The sequence below is a fragment of the Endozoicomonas sp. SESOKO3 genome, assembly GCF_024606255.1.
Genome location: NZ_JAHHPR010000774.1, coordinates 1 through 1,168 on the forward strand (window position 1 = coordinate 1; position 1,168 = coordinate 1,168).

A 1,168-nucleotide genomic window follows, 5' to 3' on the forward strand; every position below is an offset into this window, starting at 1 on the left:
CGCCAGGCATTGAATAAAGCAAAACCCCAGTTGAGTGATCGGCTGGGGTTTTTGTAATTTTGCTCCTTTAATACTCATCTCACCCGATCTCCCCGGCCTCTTCCCGTCGCAGTCATTAAAATATATTTAAAATAATCCTGCAGAGTTAAGGAGCGGATCATCTGGCTGTCTGTTCTGGCAAGCAGTTCAGGGGTAGACATATCAATCTGTCTGACTTGCGCAAGACCGGTGACGCCGGGCAGCACATTATACACTCCGAGTTGTTCACGGGCTTCAATCAACTTTTTCTGATTAAAGAGATTAGGTCTTGGGCCTACCAGACTCATATCGCCAACCAGAACATTCCAGAGCTGTGGCAGTTCATCCAGCTTGGTTTTACGTAAGAAGCGACCCAGTGGCGTAATGGATGAGGAAGGGACAAGATGACTGGCAACAGAGATAGTATCCACTTGCATGGTACGGAACTTCACAAGCACAAACGGCTTTTTATAACGGCCAACCCGTTCCTGGCTGAACAGGGGAGAGCCGGTATCGAGAAAACCCATAATATAAATCACCAGAAGTAAAGGCGAGCTGAGAATAAGACCGAGTAAAGCCAGCAGGCAATCGAGGAAACGATACACTTCATTTTTTACCTGGAGAATAGGCCAAAACGGTAGCCCGAATACCCTGTTTGACAGGATAGGGCGATTGCCAGCCTAAAAGGTGGATTGCCTTTGTAGTATCAAGCTGTAAATCATCAATCAGCTTGCCTACGTTTAAATCTGTAGACGATCTAAGCCATTGTCTCGCAATATAATGTTTATTTTCTCATCCAGGAGCGAATCATGAGTAAGGACGATTATTTAGAGCATATTGAAATTGATCAGGCAAAACGTTTTGGAAAACCTACCATTAAGGGGACCAGAATAACGGTCACTGACATACTCGAAATGCTGGCAAGTGGTATGACGCAAGCAGAAATATTGGATGAACACCCTAATCTTCTGGCAGAACAGATAAAGGCTGCGTTGCTTTACGCAGCCACGGAATAATCATGAAAGTCCCTGCCCAGCAAGCACTTCAGCCAGGTAGCATGTGTTCATAACAGCTTTCCTTTGCTTTCCCTTCAGGCCTGCTTTGAAGGTTTTCGTGTTGTTCAGCAGATTGACTGCAATATGTCTAAAGC

Annotated in this window: 2 protein-coding genes; one reads left to right on the forward strand and one right to left on the reverse strand. The window is 45.4% G+C overall.

Annotated features, from left to right (window positions below; genetic code table 11):
- Nucleotides 1–74: 74 nt before the first annotated feature.
- Nucleotides 75–623, reverse strand: coding sequence for a sugar transferase (locus KDK18_RS13635; RefSeq protein ID WP_257255479.1), 549 nt, complete (start codon nt 621–623; stop codon nt 75–77).
- 204 nt (nt 624–827) lie between these two features.
- On the opposite strand from KDK18_RS13635, the gene KDK18_RS13640 reads away from it, so the two are divergent.
- Nucleotides 828–1,034, forward strand: a complete 207-nt coding sequence (locus tag KDK18_RS13640) for a DUF433 domain-containing protein (protein WP_257255480.1) — start codon at nt 828–830, stop codon at nt 1,032–1,034.
- The last annotated feature ends 134 nt before the right edge of the window (nt 1,035–1,168 follow it).

Coding starts and splice junctions, on each gene's coding strand:
- KDK18_RS13640 (WP_257255480.1), top strand. CDS start 828: ATGAGTAAGGACGATTATTTAGAGCATATTGAAATTGATCAGGCAAAA.